The organism is Pseudonocardia sp., from assembly GCF_025965585.1.
Taxonomy (GTDB): domain Bacteria; phylum Actinomycetota; class Actinomycetes; order Mycobacteriales; family Pseudonocardiaceae; genus Pseudonocardia.
The window spans coordinates 1-25,501 of sequence record NZ_JAOPWR010000388.1; the positions used below are offsets into that span (position 1 = coordinate 1).

A 25,501-nucleotide genomic window follows, 5' to 3' on the forward strand; every position below is an offset into this window, starting at 1 on the left:
GGGGAGGCCGGAGCGCCCCCGGTCCGGGGGCGGCCGGGCGCCGGCCCGTCCCGCCGAGGTCACCGTCACCCTGAACGCCACCGGCGACGGCGAGTGGACGGTCGAGGTCACGGTCGGCAAGAAGCGCACCGTGCGGCCGATCCCCGTGCAGCCGGGCGACGTCGCCGCGGCGGCGCGGGCGCTGCCTCCCGCGGTGGCGGAGGCGATCGCGTCGTCGCTCGAGGCCGCGCGCCGGCGGCGGCAGGACCAGGTGGAACGGCTGCGCGCCGAGCTCGAGGCGGCGGAGCAGGCACTCCACGAGCTGAGCGACTGATCCCGGGAGGAGCGGCCTCCGGGGGATGGCACCCGGGTCAGGGTGACCCGGCGTCGCCGCGACTGCACGACGGAGGCTGGTCATGGTGGCGCTACCCCGGCCGAGAAGGCCGTCAGCCACTGACACGACCCCCGATCTGTGTCGGGTCCGGCCGGACAAGCCCCGTCCGGCCGGACCCGACACGTCACATGTCCAGCCCGCCGTTGACGGAGATCACCGAACCGGTGATGTAGCCGGCCTCGTCGTCGACGAGGAACTGCACGGCGCGCGCGATCTCGCTGGCCTGCCCGAGACGGCCCACCGGCACGCCCGTGAGCAGCTTCTCCAGCACCTCCGGCGGCATCGCCGCCACCATCTCGGTCTCGATGTAGCCCGGCGCCACGCAGTTGACCGTGACGCCCTTGCGCGCCACCTCCTGCGCCAGGCTCTTGCTGAACCCGATCAGGCCCGCCTTGGACGAGGCGTAGTTGGCCTGGCCGACCGAGCCGGTCTGGCCGATCACCGACGAGATGTTGACGATGCGCCCGAAGCTGTTACCCGTCATGTGGTCGAGCACGGCCTTGGTCATGTAGAACGCGCCGGAGAGGTTGATCCGCAGCACCGCGTGCCAGTCCTCCACGGACATCTTGCGGACGGTCTTGTCGACGGTGATGCCGGCGTTGTTCACGAGGTAGTCGATGCGTCCGCGCTGGTCGAGCACCTCGGAGACCACGCGCTCGCAGTCGGCCGGCTCGCCCACGTTGCCCTGGTGCACCGACACCGACGCGCCCTCGGCGCTCAGCTTCCCGGCGAGCTCCCCGGCGGCCTTGGCGTTCGAGCTGTAGCCGGCGGCGACGTGCGCGCCGGAGCGGGCCAGCGCCGTGGTGATGGCGGCGCCGATCCCGCGGGCGCCACCCGTGACGAGCGCGACGCGCTGCTCCGGGTTCGTGTCGGTGATCGCGGTCATGGTCCTCCTCATTCGCCGAACGCGACACGGACGTCGTCGCTCGTGGTGGGTGCTTGCGCAACAGCCGTGCCGGGGCGCGCAGGACGCCGGTCGGCGGGGGAGAGGACGACCTCGGGGGCCACGATCGACGGGTCGACGGTGAGCACGGCGTACCCGCCGACGGCTCCCGCACCGAAACCGGGCGCGAACACGCGCACCGGACCGGTGATGACCTTGTCGCGCACCGCGTCGAAGATCGCGATGGGGATGGACGCCGCCGAGACGTTGCCCATCGTCTCGATGTCGAAGTACAGCTGGTCGTGCGAGAGGCCCGCCTTGTCGGCCAGCTGGAGGATCATCGTCTTGTTCGCCTGGTGCGGGACGATGAGGTCGATGGAGCCCACCAGGCCGAGGTCGTCGAGCTCGGCGAGCATCTGGTCGAGGTAGCGCGACACCAGCGCCTTGACCTCCGGCCCGTACACGGTGATGTCGTTGTCGAACTCGCGGTTCGGCCAGATGATCGAGTTGACCTGGCTCGCCGGGCCGCTCGCGTAGGTCTGGAGGATGTCGACGTCGCCGGGCTCGCCCTCGGGCGCCGGGCCCACCACCATCGCGGCAGCTCCGTCCCCGAAGATCATCCGTGACGTCCGGACGGCGCCGATCTTGTCCGAGAACTTCTCGACGCACACCAGCAGCACCGGCCGGTCGACCTCCTGCAGCTGGCGCACGGCCTCGGCCAGGCCGTAGGGCAGCCCCGCGCAGGCGGCCACGATGTCGGCCGAGCAGTGGGTCTGCAGCATGCCCAGCTCGCCTGAGATCCACGTGGACAGCGACGGGATGAGTCGCTCGCTCGTGCAGGTGGCCACGAGCACCGCGCCGATCTCGTCGGCCGTGCGCCCGGCGTGGTCCAGAGCTGCCACGGCGACCTCCAGTGCGAGGTCGCCGATCTCCTGCTCGGTGTAGCGCCGCTGGTCGATGCCGGTCTTGGTGCGGATCTCCTCGGCGCTCATCGGCGACCACGAGAAGCTCGCGTTGCGCACGACGTCGGTGTTGGAGCAGATGTGCTCCCCGCGTACCACGGCGAGCGACTCCAGCCGCGGCTGCACGCGGAAGGTCTCCCGGACCTTCACCGGCGGAAAGGCGCGCACCGGGGGCCGTGCCTCGGCGGTAGGCCGGGCGCGGCGGGCGGGGACCCTACCGGACTTCACGCGTTCGATGAACGCCGAGACGTCGCGGTTGCGGGGATGAAAAGTGATCACGAAGTCGTCGTCGCCGATCGCCGACGCCGGGCGCAGTTCCGCGCGGGACCGGTCCCAGGGGTACTGGTTGTGCAGCACCATCGCCCAGCGCGTCAGCGCCTCGAGCTCGGGGACGGATTCGTCGGCGTCGAGGATCTGCTGGTGGGTGAACACCGGATAATCCGGATCATGCTCGGGGAGGACGAATGTCAGTGACTCCCGCTGGGTGCGGAATTCCGCCACCGTGGGTTTGATCGCCGGCAGTTCGGTGGCGTGGTGCAGCTTGTTGCGGAAGAGGTCGAACAGCAGCGCGAACACGCGGTCCTCGGCCCCGGTGTCCCACGCCGCGGGCAGCTCGCGGTAGGCGCGCTCCACCGCGGCCACCTTCTTGTCCCCGTCGATCCAGGGGATGAGCACGGGCAGGTACACGTCGTCGCGCTGCCGGGCGACGTCCCGCCAGCGGGTGGGGCGCTTGTCGTACATGGTCATCGAGTAGCGGTTGACCCAGAACAGGTTCTGGCCGACGTCGCGCAGCAGTTCGAAGCGGCTCGGGTAGGCGCCCGACTCGACGCGCGCGAGGATGTCGCTGCCGGTCGGCGCCTTCGCCTCGAAATCGCGCCCGATCACGGCCGTGAACTGATCAAGGGTGTCGAGCACGGAGAAATCGAGTTCACCGAGGAAGTTGGCGGGAAAGACCAGGCGGCCGCGAGAGTTGAGCACGAACGGCTTCATGGGACGAACATAGACCCGATACCGGGTGATCGATACGTGATGCCGGTCCATGCCCTGGCCTACATTCCCCGGGCCATTCCGGTTACCGACCGGTGTTACTTTCCGGTGTTACTTTCAGGTACTACTCACGGGCGGCCGCCGGCGGTGCGAGGAATCCGATCGTCTCGCGTGCCACCGCCCGTTCCTCGACCACCATGGGGCCATGCGCCGGAGGGCGTCGACCAGCCTGTCCACGAGCCCCGGCGGTGCCGACCGGCTCGCTCGGGGTGCCTACGGCGACGACTCGTTCCCCGTCGTTCTCCGGGCCGACCCCGCCGGGAATGCGCGAGCTGGACACGGCGGCCCGGAACTACGCCTGCTTCCTCGACGACCTGTTCTCCGATCAGAAGGAGGTGCAGTCCGACGGGGAGATCCACGACATGGTGCTGGTGGTCGAGGACCTCCTCGACGTCGACCGGATGACCGCCCGCGAGGTCGCGGCCGAGCTGATGGGGGCGCGGATGGAGCAGTTCGAACACATCGTGGCCACCGGCCTGCCGGCACTGTTCGAGGGGCGCGCAGCTCGACGAGAACGCGCAGAAGAGCCTCACCCGGCACGCAGACGACCTCGAGGAGTGGATGCCGGGGATCCTCGAGTGGCACCGCCGTTGCCCGCGCTACATCGAGGCGGAGCTGATCCGGATGCGCGCTCCCCGAGGCGCCGCCGGGTTCTCGTCCCTCCCCACCGGGCCGGGCACCTGGGCGCTGCGACCGCTGGAGCCGGGGCCGGCCGTCGGCTGACCGGAAACGTCTAACCCCGCCGGAACCGGTCCGCGATCTCGGGCACGTCCTCCCACCACAGCCTCGCGGGTGCGGCGGGCTCGTCGGCGGGCCGGACCGCGGCCTCCGCCGCCTCCACCGCGTCGAGCTCGGAGTCGATCTGCGCGGCGCGCGTCTCGTCCTCCCTGATCATCCGGGACAACACGATCCCGATGAACGGCAGCCCGACCACGTCGCCGCCGATCCACAGCACACCGGCGCCGAGGATCTGGTCGGTGCGCAGGTCCGGGCCCCAGTCGCGGGCCAGTGCCGCGTAGAAGCCGGCCGCCACGAGCGGGCCCAGCCACAGGACGACGCCGAGCACGGCGTCGCCGAGCATCTCGACCACCGTGATCCAGATCGTGACGCCGTACGGGTCGGCGCGCGGGGTGGGGTCGATCCGGAAGCGCGTCCAGAAGTACACGAAGCCGACGAGCACCAGCACGAGCCCGCTGACCGCGCTCGCGCCGCCGTTGCGCAGCGTCAGTTCGTAGAGCGGGCTGAGGTAGAGCACCAGCATCGGGACGACCAGCAGCACGGTGATGATCAGCGGGAACGTCACCAGCCGTGCGACGTGGCTGCGCAGCACCCGGCCGAGGGGGGCTCGGATGCGCGGAGGCAGCAGGTCGGCCACGAGCCGCAACGGGGCTCCCATCGCCAGCAGCATCGGCACGACCATGAGCAACGCGATGTTCTGCACCGCCCGCACCCAGAACAGGGTGTCGTCGTAGACGCCGAGGAACGAGCACCCGATCACGACGACCGCGACGATCCCGGCGGCGAAGCACGCGATCCGGCCCCCGGGCCACGGGCGGCCGGCCCGGCGGGTGGCGCGCACCGCGGCGCCGTAGCCCGCGCCGAGCACGACGGCCGCGGCGAGCGTGCCGGGTTCCGCGCGCCACGCCGTGAACACTCGCAGCGCTGTGAGCGGCGGGGGTGGGGAGAGGGCCAGCATGGTCACCGCCTCGGACATCACGCTGCGAACGGTACGCCCGAGGCCGGTGCCCCCGACGGCGGTGACAGGACGTCCCATTTGGGGTGGAGTAGCAGGTCACGGCCGGTTTCGGCCCATTCCGGGATGATCATCGGACCGCATTACTGTCCGTGGCATGGCCGTTCTCGAGCAGCACGACGACCCGGCGCTCCGGCGGCGCCGGTGGCCGTGGGTCGTGCTCGCGGTGCTGGCGATCGTGCTGCTGGGGGGCTTCGGCGTGGTGGTCGACGCGCTGCGGACCCCGGGCACCGAAACCGTGGCGGCGAAGCTGGCCGAGTGGAGCCGCGACCACGGGCTCGGACCGGAGATCACCTGGCTGGAGGAGATCCAGTACGAGCGCGACAAGCCCGCGGTCGGCGGGGCGCCCGACGGCGGCATCCCCACGGCCGGCGGGGTGCGTCCCGGCGCCGCCGCCGCGTCCGCCGAGCTGCCCGCCGTGCCGCTGCCCCCCCTCGCGGGCGAGGCCCAGCTGCCCGGTGAGGGCGTCTGGCAGACCGTGGTGTCGGTGGGGAAGCGTCCTGCCGTCCAGGTGGCGTCGCTGCGGCCGGACGACCAGCACACGTCGTTCGTGGTCGGCGTGATGCGGATGGACCCCACGCTCGTCCGCGGCGAGCTGCATCCCGGCACGCTGGATCCGGGGGACGGTCGGTGGAAGGCGTCCACCTCGCTCACGGGCACGGCGCAGAAGGGCATCGCGGCGGCGTTCAACGGCGGGTTCCGGCTGAGCGACCCCAGCCACCCCGGCTACTACAGCGAGGGCCGCACCGTCCGGCCCCTGGTGGACGGCGCTGCGAGCCTGGTCCTGCGCGCCGACGGCACGGCGGACGTCGGGGCCTGGGGCAGCGAGGTGCGCATGGAGCCCGGCGTGGTGAGCGTCCGGCAGAACCTGCTCCCGCTCGTCGACGGCAGGCGGGTCAACCCCACCTGCGCCACCGGCGGCACGAAGGAGTGGGGCAGCACCGTCGGGCAGGCCGCGTACATCCACCGGTCGGGGTTCGGCGTGACGGCCACGGGCGTGGAGGTCTACGTCGGCGGCCCCGCGCTGTCGGTCTGCACGCTCGGCCGGATCCTCCAGGACGCCGGAGTGGTGCGCGGCATGGAGCTCGACATCAACCCGAACTGGGTGAGCGGTACCTACTTCCACCCCCGCCGGGGCGCCCCGCCGCAGGGCTTCAAGCTCTTCCCGGCCGAGCAGGTGGCCCCCGAGCACTACTTCAGCCCGACGAGCCGCGACTGGTTCGCCTGGTACATCCGCCCCTGAGGGGCGCGTGGGCGGGGTGTCGTCAGACGGCCGGCTCGGGTGTCGGACGTCTCGCCTGGTGGGCCGTGCGCGAGAGCACGGTGAGCCCGGCGACGGTCAGGCCCAGTCCGATGACGCCGAGCATCGCGTCCATCGGGGTGACCCGCACGGTCTCGCCGAGCAGGACGATGCCGAGGACAGCGGCCGACAAGGGGTCCACCAGCGTGCAGGTGGCCAGGGGCGCGCCGAGCCCGCCGTCGCGGTAGGCCGTCTGGATCAGCACCATCCCCGCCACGGCCGCCACGGCGCAGGTGGCGGCGGCCAGCACGACGGTGCTCGAGCCCGCGACGAGCAGCCGGGCCATCGCCGACGCCATCCCGAACAGCACCGCCGCGGCCGCGGCTCTCAGCACCGGCCCGGCCGGACGCGGGAGCCGTGAGCCCAGCAGCACCAGCAGCGCCACCACCACGGCGCAACCGCCCACGGCGATGCCCAGTGAGGCGTCGGACACCAGTGGCGGGCGGACGTGGTGCGGGGCCATCGACAGGATCCCGAGCAGCCCGAGCGCGACCGCCACGGCGGCAGCCCACTCCCCGCGCGTGACGGTGCGCCCGGCCAGCGCCGCGCCCAGGGGCAGGGCGAGCACGAGCGCCGAGACCCCGAGCGGCTGCACCAGCGTCAACGGCCCGAACCGCAGCGCGACGAGGTGCAGCAAAGCACCCACGACGGTGGCCGACACCGCGAGCCACCAGCGGGGGCGCCGGAGAAGTCTGCTGAACAGCGTCAGGCCGCCGGCGTCGGCGTCGGCCTCGTCCCGCGACGCCTCACGCTGCTGGAGCACGGCGGCCACGGCGTAGCAGCCGGCCGAGGCGAGAGCGACGCCGATCGCGACAGCAGGATGTTGCACCCCTCCACGGTAGAGGTTCCCCGTACTGCCGTGCGGGCGACCGGCAGTCGCAATGTGACCACAGCCGGTGCACAGGAGCGCCACAGGGAGGCGACAGTGCGTCCACCCACGGTGGTGACGAACGCCCGGACACGTCGCCCGAGCCGTAGCGCTCGAGTCGCCGCGTCCGAGCCACCCGTCGAACCTCAGGAGATCCCGTGAGCACCGCGACGCTGTCGCCGCCGAACCCGACCGCGGGGGAGGCGGCCCGCACCGGCCGGCACCGGCCATCCGATCCGCCCGAGGACCGCGGACGCCTCGCCCGCCTGTGGCGGGGACGTGCGGGCGACCCGGCGTGGGTGCGGCCCGCGCTGCTGGCCCTGCTGCTCGGCACGGCCGTGCTCTACCTCTGGGACCTCGCGGCCTCCGGCTACGCCAACGACTACTACGCCGCCGCGGTGCAGGCGGGGACGCAGTCGTGGAGGGCCTGGCTGTTCGGCTCGCTGGACTCCGGCAACGCGATCACCGTCGACAAGCCGCCCGCCGCGTTGTGGGTGATGGGCCTGAGCGCCCGGATCTTCGGCTTCAGCTCGTGGAGCCTGCTCGTGCCGCAGGCGCTGGAGGGCGTCGCCGCGGTCGGGCTGCTGTACGGCGCGGTCAGGCGCTGGGCAGGCCCGGCCGCCGGGCTGCTGGCGGGGGCCGCGCTGGCGCTCACACCGGCCGCCGTGCTGATGTTCCGCTTCGACAACCCCGATGCGCTGCTGGTCCTGGTGCTCGTCGCCTCCGCGTACGCCGTGGTGCGGGCCGTCGACGCGGTGGCGGTGACGGCCTCGACCTGGTGGCTGGCGTTCGCCGGGGCGCTCATCGGCTTCGGCTTCCTCACCAAGATGGGGCAGGCGCTGCTCGTCGTCCCCGCGCTGGGGCTCGTCTACCTGGTGGCCGGCCCGACGCGCCTGCACACGCGGCTGCTGCAGCTGCTCGGCGCCGCCGCCGCGATGGTCGTCTCGGCGGGCTGGTTCATCGCGCTGGTCGAGCTCTGGCCCGCCGCCGACCGGCCCTACATCGGCGGCTCCACCACCAACTCGCTGCTCGAGCTCGCCCTGGGCTACAACGGAATCGGCCGCCTCCTCGGCGGGAGCGGCAACGGCGGGGGCGGTGGCGGCGGCGCCGCGGGTTCGTCCTTCGGCGGGGCCACCGGGCTCACCCGCCTGTTCAGCAGTGAGATGGGACTGGAGATCTCCTGGCTGCTGCCGGCCGCGCTGATCGCGCTGGTGGCGGGCCTGTGGCTGAGTTCGCGGGGGAGGGGCCGCCGCGCGCCGCACACCGACCGGCTGCGGGCGGCGATGCTGCTCTGGGGCGGCTGGACGCTCGTGACGGGCCTGGTCTTCAGCTACATGAGCGGCACGATCCACCCCTACTACACGGTGGCGCTGGCCCCCGGCATCGCCGCGCTCGTGGCGGTCGGTGCCCGCGAGCTGTGGGTGCGGCGGGCGTCCGTCGCGCCCCGTGCCGGGCTGGCGCTCATGACGGCGGCCACGGCCGGGTGGAGCTTCGCGCTGCTGGCGGGGTCGTCGGAGCCGTTCGCGTGGGTCCGCTGGGTGGTCGCGGCCCTGGGCATCGTCGCGGTGGCGGGGCTGCTGCTCGGCGCCGGACGGCTGTGCCGGGCCGCGATGGTCGGCGTCACGGCCGCGGTGATCAGCGGTATCGCCGGCACCGCCGCGTACGGCGTCGCGACGGCGTCGACCACGCACGCGGGCAGTATCCCCAGCGTCGGGACGATGTCCAGGGCGATCGGTGGCGCTGGCATGGGCGGCGGCCCCGGTGGCCGCCCGGGCACCCCGCCCGACGGTGGCTTCGGTGGCGGTCAGCGCCCGGCCATGCCCGGCTCGACGACGACGTCCGGCACCATGACGAACACCGGCACCACGACGACCACGGGCGCGGACGCCACGCAGGCCGCCGGGATGGGCGGCGGGATGGGCAGCGCCACGAGCACCGAGCTCACCGCGCTGCTCACGCGCACCGACAGCACCTGGTCGGCAGCGGTCGGCACCTCGCAGAGCGCGGCCTCCCTCGAGCTGGCCAGCGGTACGGCGGTGATGTCGCTCGGCGGCTGGAGCGGGTCGGACCCGGCGGTGACGCTGGCGCAGTTCCAGGCCGACGTCGCGTCCGGGCAGATCCACTACTACATCGCGGGCGGCCAGGGCGGCGGCATGGGCGGCCCCGGCGGCGGAACCGACAGCACCGCGAGCCAGATCGCGACGTGGGTGGCGGCGAACTTCACGGCGACGACGGTGGACGGCCAGACGGTGTACGACCTGACCACCTGAGCCGATCTGCGCGCGATTTTGCGTCCTCGCACCGCCCACGGACGGTGCGAGGACGCAAAACGGCGAGCGGATCGGTCTACAGCGTCGTCCAGATCCCGCCGTCGACCGGGAGGATCACGCCCGTCACCCAGCACGACATGCCGCCGCGCGGCCGTCCGCGGGGGTATCAACGGCGGTGTTGACGGCACCCTGTGAGGTCATTACCGTCGGTGGCGTGACAGACACCCGCGATGTGGACGTGCTGGTGATCGGAGCGGGCTTCGCCGGGCTGCGGACCCTGCACACGATGCGGGGCCTCGGGATGAGCGTGGCCGTGCTCGAGGCCGGCGACGGCATCGGCGGCGTCTGGTACTGGAACCGCTACCCCGGCGCCCGCTGCGACGTCGAGAGCTACGACTACTCCTTCGGATTCTCCGACGAGCTGCAGCAGGAGTGGCGCTGGAGCGAGCGGTACGCCACGCAGCCGGAGATCCTGCGCTATGTCGAGCACGTGGCCGACCGGTTCGACCTGCGCCGCGACGTCCACCTCCGGCAGCGGATGACCCGCGCGGAGTTCGACGGCACGCGCTGGCAGGTCGAGACCGAGTCCGGCGAGCACTGGTCGGGGCAGTACCTCGTGATGGCGGTGGGCAACCTGTCCACCGCAAAGGCGCCCGAGTACCCCGGGCAGAGCGAGTTCGGCGGCCGGATCCTGCACACCGCGACATGGCCGCACGAGGGCGTCGACCTCGACGGGCAGCGCGTCGGCATCATCGGCACCGGGTCCTCCGGCATGCAGATGACGCCGGTGGTGGCGAAGCAGGCCGCCCACCTCACGGTCTTCCAGCGCACGCCGAACTTCAGCATCCCCGCGTCCAACGCGGCGATCGACGACGCCACCGATGCCGAGGTCAAGGCCCACTACGCCGAGCGCCGCGAGGCGGCCCGCAACTCGCCGAGCGGCCTGGGCTTCGAGCCCAGCAAGCTCTCCGCCCTCGACGCCACCCCCGAGGATCGCCGCGCCACCTACGAGGCGGCGTGGAAGCGCATGGGCTTCGGGTTCGTCCTGGCCTACTACGACCTGATTCTCGACCAGGCGGCCAACGACACCGCCGCCGACTTCATCCGCGAGAAGATCGGCGAGCAGATCGACGACCCCGAGACGCGCGAGAAGCTCATCCCGCGCGGCTTCCCGTTCGGCACCAAGCGCCCGTCGGTCGACAGCGACTACTACCCGACGTTCAACCGCGAGAACGTCACGCTCGTCGACGTGCGCACCGACCCGATCGAACGGGTCACGCCCACCGGCATCCAGACGGCACAGGGCCACCACGACCTCGATGTGCTGGTGTTCGCCACCGGCTTCGACGCCATGACCGGCTCGCTGCTGCGCCCGGAGATCATCGGCCGCGACGGCGAGACGCTGCGCGAGCACTGGAAGGCGGGCCCGCGGACCTACCTCGGTCTGCTCACCTACGGCTTCCCGAACCTCGTCGTCATCGCGGGCCCGGGCAGCCCGTCGCTGCTGTCGAACGTGCTGCTGTCGATCGAGCAGCACGTCGACTGGCTCGCGGCACTGCTCGTCCACCTGCGCGAGACCGGCGCCGACCTCGTGGAGGCCACCCCGGAGGCGGAGGAGCGCTGGGTGGCGCATGTCAACGAGCGTGCCGCCGCCACGCTGTACCCGAAGGCGCAGTCGTACTACATGGGCGACGAGGTCGAGGGCAAGCCGCGCGTGTTCATGCCCTACTCGGGCGGCGTGCGCGGCTACCGGCGGATCCTGGAGAAGGTCGTGGCCGACGGCTACGAGGGCATCGTGACCAGCAAGGCGCAGGCGCTCGCCTGATCTGCCAGGAACGAACGGGCAACTGACGTACCGCGGGCGCCGCTGCCCGCAGGGAAGGGGCACGGGATGCATCCGCTCGTCGGACTGATGCGGCGCTTCGCGCTCGACTGGCTGGGGCGCGCCGACGTCGACACGTGCGCCGAGATCATGGCCGCGGACTACTCGATCCTCATCGGCGGCCACACCCTGGCCGGCCGTGACGACGCCTACATCCCGGGCACCCTCGCCCAGCTGCACCGCTTCCCGGGCCTGCTGCTGTCGGTGCAGGACCTGTTCACCGACGGCGACCGCGTCGCGATGCGCTTCGCCGAGCACGGCCCCTCCGAGGCCGACGACATGGCGCCGGCGGCGTGGAGCGGCATCGGGCTGTTCTGGTGGGACGGCGAGAAGCTCACGCGCAACGTCACCGAGGAGGACTACCACTCCCGGCGGCGCCAGCTCGCCGAGCGCGCCAGCGATCCCGTCGAGAGCCCTGCGCCCGCGCCGTGGGCCGCCGAGCCGCAGGCTGCCGACCCGGCCGCGGAGGCGGTGGTGCGTACCTGGCTGGAGAGGGGCTCGCTCGAGGGCGTCGTCGTCGACGACGGCTGGACCGGGCAGCCGACGCCGCCGCTGCTCGACGTCACGCACGTCGAGGTGGGCGAGCTGTTCTCCGCGGGCGACCGCGTCGCGTTCCAGGTGGTGCAGACCGGGCGCTACCTCGGCGGGCTGCCCGGCACCGACGGACGTGGGGGACGCGAGGCCTCGATGTCGGTGGTCGGGATGGTCACGGCCGGCGCCGACGGCACGGTCACCGGCCGGGCCGTGCGCGACCGCGTAGGGCTGCGCCGGGCGGTGCGGTCGTGAGCGAGGTCGCGAGCGGACCGACGGCGCCGAGGGAGCTGGACCCGGAGGCCGCCGATCTCCTGGCGCGGTTGCAGGAGATGGGCATGCGGCCCTACGAGGAGCTCGGCGGCGTGCTGCGCGCCCGCAGCGCCATCGAGGGCGGGCGCTGGATGCAGGAGGAGAAGGCCGAGATCCGGACTTGTGACGTGCTCGTGGCGGGTGACGCGGGGCGGCTCCCCGCTCGCGTCTACCACCCCGAGCCCGGTGCGGTGCTGCCGCTGGTCGTCCACCTCCACGGAGGGGGCTGGGTCGGCGGCAGCATCGCGGCGGCCGACCGGCCGTGCCGCACGCTCGCGCTCGCGTCGGGGTGCGTGGTGGTGTCGGTGGAGTACCGGCTCGCGCCCGAGAACCCCTTCCCGGTGCCCCTGCGCGACTGCGTCGCCGCCACCCGCTGGCTCGCCGAGCACGCCGCCGAGATCGGTGCGGACGGCCGGCGGATCGCCGTGATGGGCGACAGCGCCGGGGGCAACCTCGCCGCTGCCACCGCGCTCGTCCTGCGCGACGAGGGTGGCCCGGCGATCAGCCACCAGGTGCTGCTCTACCCGGCGCTGGACCAGGGCGGCTCCTACCCGTCACGGGAGGAGAACGCCACCGGCTACCTGCTCACCGCCGGGTCCATGGAGTGGTTCCGCGAGCACTACTTCGCCGACCCGGCGGATCCGCACGCCTCGCCGCTGCGGGCCGACCACCTGCGCGGCCTGCCGTCGGCCACGATCGTCGTGGCGGGCTTCGACCCGCTGCGCGATGAGGGCGTCGCCTACGCCGACCGGTTGCGCGGCGACGGCGTGGCCGTCGAGCTGCTCGAGTGGCCGGGCATGGTGCACGGCTTCTTCTGGATGGCGGGGGAGCTGCAGGCCGCCCGCGACCTGGCGGCGGACCTGGCTGTGGTGCTCCGTCGCGAGCTCCGCGCGGCCCACGACGCTGATCAAGGCACAGATGCCGTGAGTGGATCATGAATGACGACGTCAACGCCTTGATCAGCGCACGCGGAGGGTCGGCATGAACGGGGTCGGGGTCATCGGCGGCGGGACGATGGGGGCGGGTATCGCGTACGTCTTCGCCACCGCGGGCATCGCCACCACCGTTGTCGAGCAGGACGTCGGACGGGCTGCCGGGCTCGTGGTGTCGCTGCGGGCCCGGGCGCAGCGGGGTGTGGAGCGCGGCAAGCTCGACGCGGCCCGCGCCGACGCGCTGGGGGACCTGCTCGCCGTCGTCGAGAAGGTGGACGCGCTGGCCGAGGGGCTCGACGTCGTGATCGAGACCGTGCCGGAGCGTCAGGCGCTCAAGCTCGACGTGCTCGCCGCCGCGGAGGCCCGCGGGCCGGCGCTGCTGGCGTCCAACACGAGCGCGCTCTCGATCGACGCGCTGGCCGGGGTGCTGATGCGCCCGGAGGCGTTCCTCGGGATGCACTTCTTCAACCCGGTGTGGTCGCTGCCGCTGGTGGAGATCGTCCGGGGCGAGGCGACCTCGGACGGGGCGATCGCCGCCGCACAGGCCACCGCGCAGGCGATCGGCAAGGAGTCGATCCTGGTGCGCAACGTGCCGGGGTTCGCCACGAGCCGGCTCGACAACATCGCGGCGTTCGAGGCGATGCGGATGCTGGAGCAGGGTGTGGCCAGTGCCGAGGACATCGACAAGGCCGCGGTGCTCGCCTACGGGCACCCCGTCGGACCGCTGCACCTGTCCGACATCGTCGGGCTCGACGTGCGGCTCGACATCGCCCGCAACCTCTCCGCGATCTATGGCGAGGCCTACGCCCCGCCCGCCATCCTGGAGCGGATGGTGGAGCGCGGCGATCTCGGGCGCAAGACCGGGCGCGGGTTCTTCGACTGGGATCGTTGACCCCTGTCACCAGCGGTTCTATCGTCAACGCGAGAGTTGATTCGACCAGGAGGCGATGTGGCCGACGGACAGGTGCGCGACGCGCTGCTCACCGAGACCGACGAGCGCCGCGCCCTGCGCGACGCGGTCGGCAAGCTCGTGGGCAGCTACGGACGCGAGTACTTCCAGGACGTCACGCGCAAGGGCGAGAAGCCCGACGCGCTGTGGGCGGACATGGGCAGGCACGGGTTCCTCGGGGTGCATCTGCCCGAGGAGTTCGGCGGCGGTGGCGGCGGTCTCGAGGACCTCGCGCTCGTCATCGAGGAGACCGCCGGCCAGGGCTGCCCGATGTTCATGCTGGTGATCTCGCCGGCCATCGCGGGCTCGATGCTGATGGCTCACGGGTCGGAGGAGCAGAAGCGGAAGTGGCTGCCCGGCATCGCCGACGGCACCAAGAAGGTCTGCTTCGCCATCACCGAGCCCGACGCCGGTACCAACACCTACAACATCACCACCACCGTCCACGGCGTCGGTCCCGACGACGGCGGCGGCTGGCGGCTGCGCGGGCAGAAGTACTGGACCTCGGGCATCGACGAGGCCGACGCCGTGCTCGTCGTCGCCCGCGGCGCGGAGGCCGACGAGCGCGGCCGGCACCCGATCTCGCTCCTCCTCATCCCCACCGATGCCCCGGGCCTGTCCTGGCAGAAGATCGACTCGGCGCTGCAGATCCCGGAGAACCAGTACACGACGTTCTACGACGACGTGGCCGTGCCGGCCGACGGCATCGTGGGCGCCGAGGGCGCGGGCCTCAAGGCGATGTTCGCGGGGCTGAACCCCGAGCGGGTCACCGCGGCCGCGCAGGCCAACGGCATCGCCCGCTACGCCCTCGAGCGCGGCGCGCGGTACGCGAGCGAGCGCACCGTGTGGTCGGCCCCGATCGGCACGCACCAGGGCATCTCGCACCCGCTCGCCAAGGCCTACATCGAGGTGCAGCTCTCGCGGCTGATGACCCAGCACGCGGCCCGGCTCTCCGACGCCGGCGCCGATGCGGCCGAGGCGGCGAACATCGCCAAGTACTCCGCGGGCGAGGCGGCCGTCGCGGCGCTCGACCACGCCATCCAGATCCACGGCGGCAACGGGCTGTCCAACGAGTACGGCCTGGCGGACCTGTGGTTCACCGCGCGGATGTTCCGCACCGCGCCGGTGAGCAAGGAGATGGTGCTCAACCACGTGGCCCAGCACAGCCTGGGCCTGCCACGGAGCTATTGAGAGAGATGGGCTACTGATGCTGGGGCCGCTGCTGTCCGACCTGGCGGCGCTCGGGCCCGCCAGGCCGGCGATCACGTGCGGGGAGCGCACGCTCTCCTTCGGGGCGTTCGACGCCCGCGCCTCGCAGGTGGCGCACGCCCTCATCCGCGACGGCGTGGCGCCCGGCGACCGCGTGGTGGTACTGACGAAGAACCGTCCCGAGTTCTTCGAGCTGCTCTTCGGGGCCGCCCGAGCGGGTGCGGTGCTGGTGGCGATGAACTGGCGGCTGGCCCCGCCCGAGATCTCCGCGATCGTCCACGACGCCGAGCCGTCCGTGGTGCTCACCGGCGCCGACCAGCGCGGGCTGCTGCCCGTCGACCTGGCCGTGGATCTCGGTGAGCGGGTCGTCGACCTCGACACCGGCTTCGAGGCCTGGATCGAGGGGCTCCCGACCTCACCGCCCGATGTCGCGGTGGTCCCGGACGACGTCGTGCTGCAGCTCTACAGCTCCGGCACCACCGGCGTGCCCAAGGGCGCGCGGCTGACCCACGCCAACCTGGAGTTCACGCCGCGGATGGGCCGCGAGTCATACCGGATGAGCGCGGAGTCGGTGAACCTCCTGGCCTCGCCGCTGTTCCACATCGGCGGCACGGGCTACGCGCTGACGGCCATGGGCCAGGGCGCGCACACCATCCTCATGGCGGAGGTCGACCCGGTCGCGATGGTGAAGGCCGTCGAGCGTCACCGCGTGACGCACGCGTTCTTCGTCCCGGCGGTGGTGAAGCTGCTGCTCGACGGCGCCGCGGGTGCCGACCTGTCGAGCCTGCAGGTGATCGCCTACGGCGGCGCCCCGATGACCGAGGCGCTGCTGCTGCGCGCGATGGGCACCCTGAGGTGCGCGTTCATGGGCGTCTACGGCATGACCGAGACGGCCGGCAGCGTCACCGCGCTCGCGCCGGAGGACCACGGCCCGGGCGGCCCGCGCGCGGGGCTGCTGCGGTCGGTCGGCCGGTCGCTGCCCTGGCACGAGGTGGTGGTGCACGACCCGATCACCGGCGCGCCGTCGGGCGTCGGGGAGGTGGGGGAGATCTGGGTCCGGTCGGGCCAGAACACCCCCGGCTACTGGCACCGGCCCGGGGAGTCCGCGGCCACGCTGACCCCCGACGGCTGGCTGCGCACCGGCGACGCGGCCTACACCGACGCCGAGGGCTACCTGTTCCTCCACGACCGGATCAAGGACATGATCATCTCGGGCGGGGAGAACATCTACCCCGCCGAGGTGGAGAACGCGGTGGCCTCGCACCCGGACGTCGCCGACGTGGCCGTGATCGGGGTGCCGAGCGAGCGGTGGGGCGAGACGGTCAAGGCCGTCGTGGTGCCGGTGGCGGGCAGGAACCCCGACGCGGCCGCGATCATCACCCACACCCGCGCCCGCCTGGCCCACTACAAGTGCCCGACCAGCGTCGACCTCGTGGCGGAGTTACCCCGCAACGCGAGCGGCAAGATCCTGAAGAAGGTGCTGCGCGAGCCCTACCGGGCGACGGCCACGACGTCCTGACGATCGGTGCACGTCGTGTCACCGGCGCGCGTGCAGCTGCGCGCGCGCCGGGAGGGAACGCGCGCGTGGGGTCGGGACGTCGCGGATCATGAGCGCGGCGCCGTCGGTCGGTAGGCGGAGGCGCCCTCAGCGGCGGGCGCGGGCGCCCAGGGGCTTCAGCTCTCGGGCCGGTTCCACGCGGGCCACCTGGGCGCCCAGGCCCGCCACCTCCAGGCGCACCTCGTCGCCCGCCGCCAGCCAGGGGTACTTCTCCGTGCCGTGGACGCGGGAGAGCTCCAGGATGCAGCCGGTGCCCACCGTGCCGCTGCCGATCACGTCGCCGGGCACGAGGCGGGTGCCGCGGGAGGCGTAGGCCACCAGCTGCGCGAAGCTCCAGTAGAGGTCCGACAGGTTGCCCGCGCTGTACGGCGTGCCGTTCACCGACGCCGTCATCGCGAGGTCCAGCGAGCCGAGCTCGTCGGGCGTCACCAGATACGGGCCGAGGCTCGTGGCGGAGTCCTTGCCCTTCGCCGGGCCCAGGCCGAGCGCCATCTCGCGCATCTGCAGGTCCCGGGCGCTCCAGTCGCAGAGGATCGTGTAGCCCGCGATGTGGGACGCCGCGTCCGCCGGGTCGAGGTCGGAGCCGGGCGTGCCGATGACGGCGGCCACCTCCAGCTCGTAGTCGAACATCTCCGAGCCGGGGGAGATCTCCACGGCGTCGTGCGGGCCGAGCACGGCGGCAGGGTTGGTGAAGTAGAAGACCGGGATCTCGTACCAGGTGGGGTGCAGCTCCTGCCCGATCGCCTGCATCGAGGTGACGACGTGCTCCTCGAACGCCATGAAGTCGCGGATCGACGGCGGCACGGGCACCGGCGCGCGCAGCACCACGCCGGCCTCCGGCACCACCTCGAGGGGGTCGGCGACGGCCTGCTCGGCGGCGGCGGGGAGCCGGTCGAGGAGGTCGATCAGCTGCTCGTCGCCGCGCAGTCCGTGCAGCACCCCGTCGACGACGAGGGCGGGCCGCTCGGTGCCGGCGAGTGGCGAGACGTAGGTGGCCCAGCGCATGTGTGCTCCTCAGGCGTAGCAGCTGAGCGGCTGCCCGCCGTTGTAGGTGACCATGTCGCCGATCGCGCCGGGGATGTCGATGGGGGCGCCCGGCTCGGCGCCGTCGAGCTCGGCGTACGCGCGGTGCAGGTTGCCGACGATGCGCTCGGCGTCGAGCCAGTCCTCGTACGGCCCGAGGTCGGTCTCGAGTCCGGTCTGCAGCGGCGTGAGGCCCGCCTCCTTGCCGCGCCGGGCAACGTCCTGCACGAACCGCAGGTAGCCCAGCACGTCGTCGATCAGCTCCGGGCCTGCGGGCTCGCCGTGACCAGGCACGATCGTGGCGGCCGCGAGCGGTGCGAGCACCTCCTCGCACACCTGGATCGCACCGGCCACCGACCCCATGACGAGGAACGGGGTGCCGCCGTTGAAGAGCAGGTCACCCGCGAAGAGCAGCTCCTGCCCGGGCAGCCAGATGATCGAGTCGTTGGTCGTGTGCGCGGCCACGCCGACGTGCCGCACGTCGCAGCGTAGGTCGTCCGCCCCCAGACGGTCCATCCACAGCGTCACGCCCTCGGTGTAGGTGAGGAACGGCGGCGCGATCTCGATCTCGCCCCACTCCACGGGCGCCCAGACGCCGGGCCAGTTCGGCTTGCCCGCGGCGATCACCTCGGCGCGGGTCCGCTCGTGGCCGACGACCGTGGCGCCGGCGAACAGGTGGTTCCCGTGGGTGTGGTCGCCGTGATGGTGGGTGTTCACCAGCGTCCGGACGGGAGTGCCCGTGACCTCGGCGATCGCGCCCTGGAACGCGCGGGTCCGCTTCTCAGTGGAGCACGAGTCCACGACGGCCGCGCCGGTGCGGCCGACCAGCAGGCCGGTGTTGTTGATCCACCAGCTTCCGTCGGGCTGGATGTAGGCGAACACGCCGTCGCCCACCTCGCGCAGCGCGCCCGGCGGCAGGCCGTGGTCATGCTGGGACGAGCTCACGGTAACCTCCGGCAACAGGTGTGTTGACGAGCGTGATCCTGCCGCAGGGTCGGGGTCCCGGCGCCAACGCAGGGTAGGCTCCTCGGATGTTTCCCGCGCGGGGGGCGACGAGGCCGCACCATTGCCAGGTACGAGCGGGTGAGGGATGACGAGCGGAATCGGCCGACGGCGGGCCGCGGCCCGCGACGAGGGCGGCGCCGCCTATCAGGAGCGGCGCGAGGAGATCGTCCGCGCTGCTGCCGAGATGTTCAAGAAGAACGGCTATCGCGGCACCAAGCTCAACGACGTCGCGGAGGCCATGAACCTCGACCGCGCGTCCCTGTACTACTACGTGGGCAGCAAGGAGGAGCTGTTCCACGACGTGGTGGGGGGTGCGGTCGAGACCAACGCCGACACGGCGGAGGCGATCCTCAACGGTCCGGGCTCCGCGCCGGACAAGCTGCGCACGCTCGTCACGGGACTCATGGTCTCCTACGCCGAGAGCTACCCGTTCCTCTACGTCTACATCCAGGAGAACCTGGGCAGCGGCGGCGCGCACGACCGGTCGGACTGGGCGCGGGAGATGCGCCGCCACAACAAGCGCTACGAGAACGCCGTCGTCGCCATCGTGCAGGCCGGGATCGACGAAGGAACGTTCCGCACCGCCACGCAGGCGTGGGTGATCGCGTACGGGGTCATCGGCATGGTGGCCTGGTCGAACCGGTGGTTCAACCCCAACGAGTCCACGGTGCCCGCCGCCGAGATCGGTGCGGCCTACGCGGAGACGCTGCTCAAGGGCCTGATCGTCTGATCCTGTGACGTGGGATCCTGCGACGTCGATGCGTTCGACGTCGACGGGCGACCGGTAGGGTCGTATGATGCCGCAGGGACCGCCCACAGCCGCGCCGATCGGGCTGGAGCTGGCGAGCGTCTCGCGCGCGGTCGGCCGGGCCTTCGACGACGCGCTGAGCAGCGCCGGCGGCTCCCGCCCCACCTGGCTCGTGCTGCTCTCGCTCAAGACGCGGCCGATGGCCAACCAGCGCGAGCTGGCCGCCGCCGTCGGCATCCAGGGCGCCACGCTGACCCACCACCTCAACGCGATGGAGTCCGACGGTCTGCTCACCCGCCGCCGGGACCCCGCCAACCGCCGCGTGCACCTGGTCGAGCTGACCGACGCCGGCGAGGAGGCGTTCCACCGCCTGCGCCTGGTGGCGATGGAGCACGACGCCCGCCTGCGCGAGGGGTTCTCCGACGAGGACCTCGAGCGCCTGCGCGGGTTGCTCGGCCGGTTGCGCGCGAACGTGGCCGACGGCGCCGGGGCCTCGGCGGGGGCGGCAACCGGATGAGGGTCCAGGACATCGCCGAGGCTGAACCCGAGCCGGCGGCGCTCGTGCCGGATCTGGAGCAGCTCAGGGGCTGATCACGGGGTCAGGATCAGCCGGACGGGATTCCCCGTCTTGTGCTCCGGTGCCGCCACCGCGTCGGCGGCGTCGGCGTCGGCGAGCGCGCCCGCTGATCGACGGACCGAGGGTCCAGCCCCTCGACCGTCTGGAGGCGCGCGGCCCGCTGCGGCGCGCGCCGGACCCGGCCGACCGGCGCAACCGGGTCGTCGCCCCGACCGACGCAGGCCGGGACCTGCTCGGGGACTGCCGGGCCTGCGTGCGGGCGCTGGAGGAGGAGCTGCTCGGGCCGGGCGAGCGGGACGTCCCGATCCGTGCCCTGGAGCGGTTGACGAGGCCGGTCAGGGCCGGGCGAGCGGGTAGCTGCTCCCGTCCCGCAGGGAGGTGACCGTCAGCATCGCGGCGAGCTGGTCGCACAGCCACGTGACCAGCTCGTCGCGCGGCACCGCCCGTTCCTGCAGCCAGGTCAGGCTCGCGCCCTCCACCAGCGCGACCCAGCCCCGCAGCGTCATGAGCGTGAGGGGCGACGGATCGGTGATGCCCGCGCGCTCCCGCAGGAGCGCGACGATGTGGTCGCGCACGCCGTCGACGATCGCGTCGGTGCGGTCGGTGGAGATCACCGAGCCGCTGCGCAGCAGGGCCACGTAGGCGGCCGCGTGCCGCTCCACCACGCCGAGGAACTCCTCGACGGCGTTGCGCAGCTGGTCGGTCACCGATCCGCCCGCGGGCATCGAGATGCGCTCGATCATCTCCGCGACGATCGAGCCCAGCGCCGCGACGTGCAGCTGCTCGAGGCCCGGGAAGTAGCGGTAGAACAGCGCCCGGGAGACGTCGGCCGCGCGCGTGACGTCGTCGACGGTGACCTGCTCGGGCGGCACCTGCCCGTAGATCTCGATCGCGACCCTGATCAGGTGCTCGCGGCGGCGCTCGGGTGTCATCCGCCTCGACGGCGCTCTCACGACGCCGCCTCCGCGGGGACGAGCACGTCGGCGGTCACAGGTCCACGATCACATGCTCGCCCGTGGCCCGTCCGACGCACAGGGCCGTGCGCCCCGGAGCCGCGGTGTCGTGCTCGGTCCCCCCGCCCAGCAGGCCGACGTGGCAGGTGCCGCAGAACCCCTGCCGGCACGAGTACGCGACATCCGGCCGGACGGCGAGCAGCGCGTCGAGGGCGGAGCGGTCGGCCGGGACGGCGATCTCCGTGCCGTCGCGCAGCCCGAGCGTGAACGGGCGCCCGCCGCGGATCGGGGGTGGCGAGAAGCGCTCGGCGTGGAAGGGCTGCCCGGCGGGCATCGCGCGGCGCACCGCGTCGATCAACGGGGGCGGCCCGCAGCAGTAGACGGTGGTGCCGGGCGTCAGGTCGTCGAGCAGTTCGGCTGCGGTGGGCGGGCCGCCGTGCTCGTCGTCGGGACGCAGCACGACCCGTCGCGGATCGAGATCGCGTGACAGCGGCAAGGAGGCGCGGTCACGACCGGTGTGGATCAGGCGCCAATCGGAGGTGGCCGCCCGCGCCATCGCCGCCAGCGGCGTGATGCCGATCCCGCCCGCGAGGAACAGGTAGCGCGGCGCGGCGACGAACGGGAAGGCGTTGCGCGGTCCGCGGACAGTCAGGGGCGTGCCGGGTCGCAGCGCATGCACCTCCGACGATCCCGGCCCGATGCGGCGCACGGCGATGCGGTACTCGTCGCGGCGGTCGGGGTCGCCGCACAGCGAGTACTGGCGGACGAGCCCGGAGGGCAGGACGACGTCGAGATGGGCGCCGGGCCGCCAGCCGGGCAGGGGACCGGCCCCCACCAGCGTCACTCCCGCGACGTCGGGCGCCTCGGCCCGGACGTCGGCGACCACGAGCCGCAGGTCCCGGTCCACCGGCGGAGCGGGACGGCGACGCCGTCCGGAGCGCACTGCCAGCCGCGCGGTGAGGCCGACGACCGCGTCGACCCGGCGCATCGTCGCGTCGGTGTTCTTGGCGCGGGCGTCTCTCACGCGGCGTGCTCCTCCCCGCCCGCGGCGCGCGCGTCCGCCGCCCGGGCCGCTGGCGACGTCGCCAGGTAGGCGACCGCGGTGTCCGTGGAGCCGTGCTGCGAGGGGTGGTAGCCCGGACGCAGGTACGCGGCGAGCGAGCGGAGCAGCGGACCGGCCGCCGGGCAGAGGTCAAGCCGGGCGGCGCGGCGCAGGTCGCGCCATCGCGGCCGGGACGGCTCCGGGTCGCGGGCCAGCAGGAACGCGGTGCCCTTGGCCCACAGCCGGAACAGGATCGGCACCGCGGGCAGCAGGGCCCGCACGCGGCGGCTGTAGCGGGAGTCCAGGTGCACGAGCAGGTCGTGGGCCACCGAGCGGTGCTCCACCTCCTCGGCGCCGTGCCAACGCAGGAGGTCGAGCATCGTGGGGTCGGTGCGTGCCGCGTCCAGGCCCCGGGAGCCGAGCACCCACTGCCCGAGGAACGCCGTCACGTGCTCGATGGCCGCGATGAGCGCCACGCGCTCCACGAGCCACTCGCGAGCCGCGTCACCGGTGAGGTCGCGCTCGCCCAGCGCCTGGCGGAACATCCACTCGACCTGCTCGACGTACGGGCCGGTGTCGAGGCCGCGGGCGGCGAAGTGGTCGAGCACCCCCTGGTGCGAGGCGGCGTGCATGGCCTCCTGCCCGATGAACCCGCGCACGTCCTCGGCCAGCCGCGGGTCCTCGACCAACGGCAGCGCGGCGGAGAACACGCGCACGAACCAGCGCTCGCCCTCGGGCAGCAGCAGGTGCAGCACGTCGAGCAGGTGCGTGGCGAACGGCTCGCCGGGGATCCAGTGCACCGGCAGCGCGGACCAGTCGAAGGTGACGTCCCGCGCCTGCAGTGCGATGTGCTCCGCGGTGCTGTCCTCGTCCATCAGAGACTCACGTCCTTCCGCGCGACCGCCCGCAGCAGGCCGGGGGTCAACCGGGACAGCGCCAGCCCCACGTGCGCCTCGGGGGTGACGGGCGCCAGCGCGACGTCCTTCTCGACGGCCCGGACGACGGCCTCCGCGACCCGCTCGGGCGTGTAGTTCCGCTTCGCGTACGCGGCGGTGGTGGCTTTCTGCCGCTGCTGCTCGGTGGCCGCGTCGGTGCCGACGAACCGGGTGGTGGCGGTGATGTTGGTGTGCACGAAGCCCGGGCACAGCGCCGTGACCCCGATGCCGTCGTCACCCAGCTCCGCGCGCAGGCACTCTGAGAGCGTCAGCACCGCAGACTTCGTGGTGGCGTACGCCGAGAGCGTGCGCTGCGGCAGGTACGCCGCCGCCGAGGCGACGTTGACGATGTGGCCGCCCTCGCCGTGCTCCTTCATCAGCGGGGCGAACTGCCGGCAGCCGTGGATCACGCCCCACAGGTTGACGTCGACGATCCGCTGCCAGTCGGCCAGTGTGGTGTCGGCGAACGACCCGGCCATGCCGATGCCGGCGTTGTTGATCACGACGTCGGGCACGCCGTGCTCGGTGACCACCAGCTTGGCGAACTCCTCCATCGCCCCACCGTCGGACACGTCCACCTGGTGGGCGGTGGAGCGGCCGTCCCCGATGAGGTCGACGGTCCGCTGCGCGGTGTCGAGGTCGCGGTCGGCGACGACGATCTCCGCGCCCCGCCGCGCGAACGCCAGCGCGGTGGCCCGCCCGATGCCGCTGCCCGCGCCCGTGACGACGACGAGCCGGTCGGTCCAGCGCCCGGTGCCCGCGCGGGCCCGGCGCAGCGCCGGCGCCTCGGTGCCGCCCTCGACGTGGGTCACGAGCTCCCGGACCGCGCGCGCGATCACGTCGGGGCGCGACCGCGGCACCCAGTGCCCGCCGGGGATGTGGCGCACCCGCAGGTCGGGCACGAACTCGCCGATGCCGGTCTGCATGGGTGGGGTCACGTAGCGGTCGCGCGTGGGCGCCAGCACCTGGACGGGCAGGTCGGTGCGGCGCGGCTGCGGATCGGCGATGCGCTCGGCGATGTTGGCGCGGTAGAGCTCCAGCCCGTTCACCGCGTCGCGGGTGACGGCGCGCGGCACGCCTTCCATCGCGCTGACTAGCCGGGCGCCGAGGCCCGATCGCCAGATCAGCTCGGGCAGCCTCGGGGTGCGGAACAGCACCGTGTACCAGGAAGCACGGGCCTGGCGCAGCACGTCCCGCAGCGAGGAGCGCCGCCGGAACCAGGCGCCGATGTGGTCCAGGTCGGGCCCGGAGATCGACGTGTAGGACGCCACCCGGCCGGCCAGGCGCGGGTCGGTGACCGAGTGCCAGGTCTGGATCGCGCCCCAGTCGTGGGCGAGCAGGTGGACCTTCCGACCGGGCGCCACCTCGTCCAGGACCGCGACGAGATCCTCGGTGAGGTGGTCGAGGCGGTAGCCCGAGCGGTCGCGCGGGGCCTCGGACCCGCCCGCACCGCGCACGTCGTAGGTGATGACGTGGTGGTCGACGGCGAGATCGGCGACGACGCCGTCCCACACCGTGTGGTCGTCGGGGTAGCCGTGGACGGCCACCACGGCCGGGGCCGCGGGGTCCCCGGTGGTCTGCACCGCGAGCCGCACGCCGTCGGGGCTCGTCACCGTAGGGGACCCATCGCGCTTGTTGGACACCGCGTCATCGTAGAAAACCTGTCAATAGCGCGCCAGTCCTCCGATCCGGGCGAGCCGGTGCTCGAGCGTGGCGATGCGCAACCGGTCGTCGACCACCACGGCGATCAGCTCCCGGAACGCGTCGACCACGCGGAGCTCGCCGGGCAGCAGCACACGCCCCGGTGGCATGACGAGGAACAGCGTGCCCAGCGTGCGGTCCCAGCGGCGGAGTGCGACCGCGAGCCCCTGGCCAGTCGACCGCGGCTCGGGGAAGGCGGTCGCGGCGGCGTCGAAGAGGCGGTGGTGCCGGGCGTCGAGCACCTCGGCGATGATCGACGGCGGCTCCGCGGCGGCCAGCCGTTCGGTGAGCCAGCGCGGCACGCCGAACGAGGCACAGAAGCGCAGTGACCGCGGGCCCGTGCCGTCATGTGTGTCCTCGTGCAGCAGGTAGACACCTCCGCTGTCGGCGTCCAGGGCCCGGACGAGTGGCCGCACCACGTCGCGGACCGCCTCGGAGACGTCCAGCGACGCCGCGGGCCCGGCGGCCTCGGGGACGGGGGAGGTGGCGGGGGCGGCCGTCGCCGTGCCGCCCGCCTGTTCGAGGTAGCGGTGCAGCTCGGTGGGGCTGTAGCGGCGGTGTCCGCCGGGCGTGCGCATCGGCGCGACGAGCCCGGCCTCCTCGGCCGCGAGCAGCGTCGTTCGGCTCATGCCGAGCGCGCGGCTGGCTTCGCCGACCGACAGCCAGCGCGCGCCCGGGGTCATCGCGG

The 25,501-nt window shown here is 73.0% G+C and carries 23 protein-coding genes; 12 read left to right on the forward strand and 11 right to left on the reverse strand.

Features of this window, described 5'->3' with window-relative positions; genetic code table 11:
• On the forward strand, positions 1 to 313 hold a 313-nt coding region (locus JWR81_RS24025), incomplete at its 5' end, for a DUF6319 family protein (RefSeq protein WP_297657454.1).
• 184 nt (positions 314 to 497) lie between these two features.
• Here JWR81_RS24025 and JWR81_RS24030 read toward each other — a convergent pair.
• Both JWR81_RS24030 and JWR81_RS24035 read right to left on the reverse strand, forming a co-directional pair.
• Positions 498 to 1,259: a beta-ketoacyl-ACP reductase gene (locus JWR81_RS24030; protein ID WP_297657457.1), complete on the reverse strand. Its 762-nt coding sequence runs from the start codon at positions 1,257 to 1,259 to the stop codon at positions 498 to 500.
• 8 nt (positions 1,260 to 1,267) lie between these two features.
• Positions 1,268 to 3,208: a 3-oxoacyl-[acyl-carrier-protein] synthase III C-terminal domain-containing protein gene (locus JWR81_RS24035; protein WP_297657460.1), complete on the reverse strand. Its 1,941-nt coding sequence runs from the start codon at positions 3,206 to 3,208 to the stop codon at positions 1,268 to 1,270.
• A gap of 320 nt (positions 3,209 to 3,528) precedes the next feature.
• Here JWR81_RS24035 and JWR81_RS24040 point away from each other — a divergent pair, with 320 nt between their 5' ends.
• The gene (locus tag JWR81_RS24040) at positions 3,529 to 4,002 is read left to right on the forward strand and encodes a hypothetical protein (protein WP_297657463.1); all 474 of its coding nucleotides are present in this window, start codon (positions 3,529 to 3,531) and stop codon (positions 4,000 to 4,002) included.
• Here the strand turns inward: JWR81_RS24040 and JWR81_RS24045 are convergent.
• The gene (locus JWR81_RS24045) at positions 3,999 to 4,979 is read right to left on the reverse strand and encodes a cytochrome c oxidase assembly protein (RefSeq protein ID WP_297657513.1); all 981 of its coding nucleotides are present in this window, start codon (positions 4,977 to 4,979) and stop codon (positions 3,999 to 4,001) included. The two genes, JWR81_RS24040 and JWR81_RS24045, sit on opposite strands and share 4 nt — an antisense overlap.
• 136 nt (positions 4,980 to 5,115) lie before the next feature.
• On the opposite strand from JWR81_RS24045, the gene JWR81_RS24050 reads away from it, so the two are divergent.
• Positions 5,116 to 6,261 carry a hypothetical protein gene (locus tag JWR81_RS24050; protein ID WP_297657466.1) on the forward strand — a complete coding sequence of 382 codons (1,146 nt, stop codon included), beginning with the start codon at positions 5,116 to 5,118 and terminating at the stop codon, positions 6,259 to 6,261.
• Positions 6,262 to 6,283: 22 nt separating this feature from the next.
• Here JWR81_RS24050 and JWR81_RS24055 read toward each other — a convergent pair whose 3' ends face one another.
• On the reverse strand, positions 6,284 to 7,147 hold the full coding sequence (locus JWR81_RS24055; RefSeq protein WP_297657469.1) for a DMT family transporter: 864 nt from the start codon (positions 7,145 to 7,147) through the stop codon (positions 6,284 to 6,286).
• Between the two features lie 305 nt (positions 7,148 to 7,452).
• Between JWR81_RS24055 and JWR81_RS24060 the strand changes: the two genes are divergently transcribed.
• The 7 genes from JWR81_RS24060 (at position 7,453) to JWR81_RS24090 (ending at position 16,790) form a co-directional block, all read left to right on the forward strand.
• Positions 7,453 to 9,456 carry a glycosyltransferase family 39 protein gene (locus JWR81_RS24060; protein ID WP_297657516.1) on the forward strand — a complete coding sequence of 668 codons (2,004 nt, stop codon included), beginning with the start codon at positions 7,453 to 7,455 and terminating at the stop codon, positions 9,454 to 9,456.
• A gap of 214 nt (positions 9,457 to 9,670) precedes the next feature.
• The gene (locus JWR81_RS24065) at positions 9,671 to 11,281 is read left to right on the forward strand and encodes an NAD(P)/FAD-dependent oxidoreductase (RefSeq protein ID WP_297657472.1); all 1,611 of its coding nucleotides are present in this window, start codon (positions 9,671 to 9,673) and stop codon (positions 11,279 to 11,281) included.
• Positions 11,282 to 11,347: 66 nt separating this feature from the next.
• Positions 11,348 to 12,124 carry a nuclear transport factor 2 family protein gene (locus tag JWR81_RS24070; protein WP_297657475.1) on the forward strand — a complete coding sequence of 259 codons (777 nt, stop codon included), beginning with the start codon at positions 11,348 to 11,350 and terminating at the stop codon, positions 12,122 to 12,124.
• Positions 12,121 to 13,119, forward strand: a complete 999-nt coding sequence (locus JWR81_RS24075; protein ID WP_297657478.1) for an alpha/beta hydrolase — start codon at positions 12,121 to 12,123, stop codon at positions 13,117 to 13,119. Before JWR81_RS24070 ends, JWR81_RS24075 begins: the two co-directional genes overlap by 4 nt.
• Before the next feature lie 43 nt (positions 13,120 to 13,162).
• Positions 13,163 to 14,005: a 3-hydroxyacyl-CoA dehydrogenase family protein gene (locus tag JWR81_RS24080; RefSeq protein WP_297657481.1), complete on the forward strand. Its 843-nt coding sequence runs from the start codon at positions 13,163 to 13,165 to the stop codon at positions 14,003 to 14,005.
• Positions 14,006 to 14,062: 57 nt separating this feature from the next.
• Entirely contained in the window at positions 14,063 to 15,253 is a 1,191-nt protein-coding gene (locus JWR81_RS24085; RefSeq protein WP_297657484.1) for an acyl-CoA dehydrogenase family protein, read from the forward strand.
• 16 nt (positions 15,254 to 15,269) lie between these two features.
• A complete protein-coding gene (locus JWR81_RS24090; RefSeq protein WP_297657487.1) occupies positions 15,270 to 16,790 on the forward strand; it encodes an AMP-binding protein in 1,521 nt (506 codons plus the stop codon).
• 126 nt (positions 16,791 to 16,916) lie between these two features.
• Here JWR81_RS24090 and JWR81_RS24095 read toward each other — a convergent pair whose 3' ends face one another.
• On the reverse strand, positions 16,917 to 17,834 hold the full coding sequence (locus tag JWR81_RS24095; protein ID WP_297657489.1) for a fumarylacetoacetate hydrolase family protein: 918 nt from the start codon (positions 17,832 to 17,834) through the stop codon (positions 16,917 to 16,919).
• A 9-nt stretch (positions 17,835 to 17,843) separates the two neighbouring features.
• Complete coding sequence (locus JWR81_RS24100) at positions 17,844 to 18,797, reverse strand: MBL fold metallo-hydrolase (RefSeq protein ID WP_297657492.1); 954 nt, start codon at positions 18,795 to 18,797, stop codon at positions 17,844 to 17,846.
• Between the two features lie 145 nt (positions 18,798 to 18,942).
• Between JWR81_RS24100 and JWR81_RS24105 the strand changes: the two genes are divergently transcribed.
• Both JWR81_RS24105 and JWR81_RS24110 read left to right on the forward strand, forming a co-directional pair.
• A complete protein-coding gene (locus JWR81_RS24105; RefSeq protein ID WP_297657495.1) occupies positions 18,943 to 19,587 on the forward strand; it encodes a TetR/AcrR family transcriptional regulator in 645 nt (214 codons plus the stop codon).
• A 64-nt stretch (positions 19,588 to 19,651) separates the two neighbouring features.
• Positions 19,652 to 20,122: a MarR family winged helix-turn-helix transcriptional regulator gene (locus JWR81_RS24110; RefSeq protein ID WP_297657498.1), complete on the forward strand. Its 471-nt coding sequence runs from the start codon at positions 19,652 to 19,654 to the stop codon at positions 20,120 to 20,122.
• Positions 20,123 to 20,517: 395 nt separating this feature from the next.
• Here the strand turns inward: JWR81_RS24110 and JWR81_RS24115 are convergent, their stop codons facing one another.
• The 5 genes from JWR81_RS24115 to JWR81_RS24135 form a co-directional block, all read right to left on the reverse strand.
• Positions 20,518 to 21,114 (reverse strand): TetR/AcrR family transcriptional regulator, encoded by a 597-nt coding sequence (locus JWR81_RS24115; RefSeq protein ID WP_297657501.1) that lies wholly within the window; start codon positions 21,112 to 21,114, stop codon positions 20,518 to 20,520.
• Between the two features lie 55 nt (positions 21,115 to 21,169).
• On the reverse strand, positions 21,170 to 22,159 hold the full coding sequence (locus JWR81_RS24120; protein WP_297657504.1) for a PDR/VanB family oxidoreductase: 990 nt from the start codon (positions 22,157 to 22,159) through the stop codon (positions 21,170 to 21,172).
• Positions 22,156 to 23,052 carry a metal-dependent hydrolase gene (locus JWR81_RS24125; RefSeq protein ID WP_297657507.1) on the reverse strand — a complete coding sequence of 299 codons (897 nt, stop codon included), beginning with the start codon at positions 23,050 to 23,052 and terminating at the stop codon, positions 22,156 to 22,158. The genes JWR81_RS24120 and JWR81_RS24125 overlap by 4 nt, the downstream gene beginning before the upstream one ends.
• Positions 23,052 to 24,725, reverse strand: coding sequence for an SDR family oxidoreductase (locus JWR81_RS24130; protein ID WP_297657519.1), 1,674 nt, complete (start codon positions 24,723 to 24,725; stop codon positions 23,052 to 23,054). The genes JWR81_RS24125 and JWR81_RS24130 overlap by 1 nt, the downstream gene beginning before the upstream one ends.
• Before the next feature lie 51 nt (positions 24,726 to 24,776).
• On the reverse strand, positions 24,777 to 25,501 hold a 725-nt coding region (locus JWR81_RS24135), incomplete at its 5' end, for a MerR family DNA-binding transcriptional regulator (protein ID WP_297657510.1).